Raw genomic sequence first — 2,819 nt, 5'->3', positions numbered from 1 at the left:
TGACTCACTTCATATTTCTTGGAGAGTTCGGCCAGGGTATGATGTTCCTTTACCGCTTCCAGAGCTACTCTGGCTTTAAATTCAGGTGTGAATTTTCGTCTGCTTGTTTTCATAGGTAATAGTCAATTTAGATATTGTTTTGTTAACTATTCCTATGGTCCGATTTTTAGGGAGTATTACAAACTTGACAAGGAATTAATCTTGCAAATACATCGTATTATGTATATATTTAACTTTACTTTAATATTCCTAAATTAAATAACTAACATGAAGTTAATCAAAAAGATCTTTGAAGGGATCCTAGGTGGTTCCTCCAAGAGTTCAAATTATGTTTCTATGCGTGATAGTTCTGCTCGAAATGATGTTTCTCGGCACAGATGTCCTTAAATTTTCGTTCTATGGGGAAAGGAGCAATCTAGTCCTTTCCCTATTTATTACGCCATCTATTTTCTTCCATTTCTGATAAAATCGTGGAGTAACCTTTAATGACAGAATCAATCTGGCTTACATGTAAATCAGATAACTGCCTTTTCCACTTTTCAACTGAGTCGGATTGTACTTCTGGAGCTTTAAGTGGATTTTGAAGGCCTAAGAATTCTTGCAGTTCATTCACAACAACTGGGGTCTTTGATGCTAACTCCTCGAAAGCAATTACTTTGATAGACACACCGAGATTTTCTTTCAATTTATTCATCCTGATTTTGTGAGATAACCACCTCAATGCGCACTTACTTGCCAACGACATATTAGAATATATTTTTGCAATTTCTATAGTGATACCCAAAAATCTGTTCGGAATGGAGTAATCACTCCAGGTGGAATGCCAAGATAGAACACGCTCATGTTTCAACATGCTTGCCACTGTTGCATAAACATTCCTTTCAATACCAATAAACATAGCCTGCGAAAAAGATTTCTTTAACCTTTCTGCAATCCATATATTAGGGTGCGATTTGTCAAGATATATTTTTGAGGATGCCTTTGCAATCTCAAATTTATAAGCATTAACTAATTTAATGTAAGCTTTATTTTCATTCTCTTGATTTAGAGAAATATATTTTGATAGTTCAAACATGGGAGATTTCTCTATTGTACATATAATCTCGTCACTACTTTCAAAAGTATGAGCTAGCCAATGTGTGCCTGACCGGCCAGTACCGATAATAAACACCGGGGAATTTTGTTTTCTTAATGACATTAATTATCTCTTTAATGTTCTTTGGTATTCCTGTTTCAGCTTTTGATTAAATAATTTTTGGTTAAAATTATTTATTACGTATTCTCTGCCAGCTTTCCCCATTTTTTTTCTTAATTTTTCATTGAGAATTAATATTTCGAGCTTTTCAAGTAGTGAATTAATGTCTTTTTCTTCAACAAGAAAGCCTGTTTTCATATTCAATACACCTTCTTGGACACCATTGTGAAACGTTGAAATCACAGGAAGTTCCATTGCTTGTGCCTCCTGCAGAACTAACCCTTGTCCTTCCGAATCACCATTGTCGGCAGTAATATATGGCATTAGAAATATATCAGAATTTTGATAGAATTTCAAAGTTGAATCTTTATTAAGAGCTCCTATTAAATGAATGTGTTTTTCTAATTTATGGTCTTGTATAAACTTTTCAAAGGAATTGAACAACACGCCGTTTCCTATGATATTGTATTCAATATTTAGATGTAAATTAAGAAGATCTTTGATTGCCTTAAGGCCGAAAATAAAACCTTTCTTCTCAACAAGCCTCCCAATAGAAAGAATTCTTATCACACCTTCAGAGTTTTCTCGCTTGCTTGGAGTATAAAAATCTAGATCGACTCCATTTGGAATAATAATCAATTTTTCGCTTTTACATCCGAGAGCTAGTAGTTTACTTGCTATGTATTTTGATACAGCAATAAATTTATCTCCCTTATCAAATAATTCTCGATATACCGATCTGTTCAGATAATTTAAGTTTACATCATACCCGTGGAATGTTGTTATGATCCTTCCATCAAGGACCCCTAATGATTGGAGAAATACTGCAAATAATCCACTTGGTCCGAAATGACAATGTATGATATCATATTTCTTCTGTATATTCAAAAAAGGGATTATTCCAAATATTAATTCCATTCTTGAAAAAGGATCAAGATTCAAGTAATCCGGATGGCTAAACAGATTTTCAAATATCTTAATATGTTTCGAATGTAGACAAATCAAATAAATCACCTTTAACCTCATTAACAACAAACCTAATGGCTTCTTTTGAGGATAGTGGACCAGTTTTAATATATCAAATTCTTTGACCACAGGATGTTGAGTTTTTTCAGTTAGTCTAAATCGTGGAAATATATCAACCTGATAATTCTCTTTAAGACAATTGATAATTTGATCCAGAACAAAAGTTTCTGATAATTTTGGAAAGGAGTTTACAATAAAAGCAATTCGCATATATCGCCTTGGAAGTTAATTAAATAGATCAAAATAGTTATCAGGTTAAAAAAATATCTTCGGATCAATATGCAAAATAATGTGGAATATGACTGATTACAGGCACTTGTTAGATAATGACATTATCCTTATAGTCAATAACTTGTTAATACATGAGCAAAAAGAATCATTTAAATTTTAGAGATTTGAGCAAGATACCAATTGAGTTGAGGTATCCTAAGAGTAAAGTGATACAATTTTACTCGGCATTTGGAAATATCGGCAATTATTTACCAGTCCTTGCAATACAAAAAATGATGAACACTGAATTTGACACATGGGATATTCATGACCCATTTATCGATTTCGATTTCATTAATAATAATTACAAAGTAGCAATTGTTGGTGG

3 protein-coding genes are annotated in these 2,819 nt (G+C 32.7%); 1 reads left to right on the top strand and 2 read right to left on the bottom strand.

Annotated features, from left to right (window positions below; all coding sequences use genetic code 11):
- Positions 1–427 precede the first annotated feature (427 nt).
- Together RLO81_RS00295 and RLO81_RS00290 are read right to left on the bottom strand one after the other, a co-directional pair.
- Positions 428–1,198: a sulfotransferase gene (locus RLO81_RS00295; protein ID WP_350105589.1), complete on the bottom strand. Its 771-nt coding sequence runs from the start codon at positions 1,196–1,198 to the stop codon at positions 428–430.
- Positions 1,199–1,201: 3 nt separating this feature from the next.
- Positions 1,202–2,113 (bottom strand): glycosyltransferase, encoded by a 912-nt coding sequence (locus tag RLO81_RS00290; RefSeq protein ID WP_350105587.1) that lies wholly within the window; start codon positions 2,111–2,113, stop codon positions 1,202–1,204.
- 503 nt (positions 2,114–2,616) lie between these two features.
- Here RLO81_RS00290 and RLO81_RS00285 point away from each other — a divergent pair.
- On the top strand, positions 2,617–2,819 hold a 203-nt coding region (locus RLO81_RS00285), incomplete at its 3' end, for a hypothetical protein (protein ID WP_350105585.1).

Origin of the sequence: Fulvivirga sp. (assembly GCF_040220315.1) — a bacterium.
In the GTDB taxonomy this organism is placed as follows: Bacteria; Bacteroidota; Bacteroidia; order Cytophagales; family Cyclobacteriaceae; genus Fulvivirga.
This window is presented reverse-complemented; position numbering and strand designations above follow the sequence as displayed.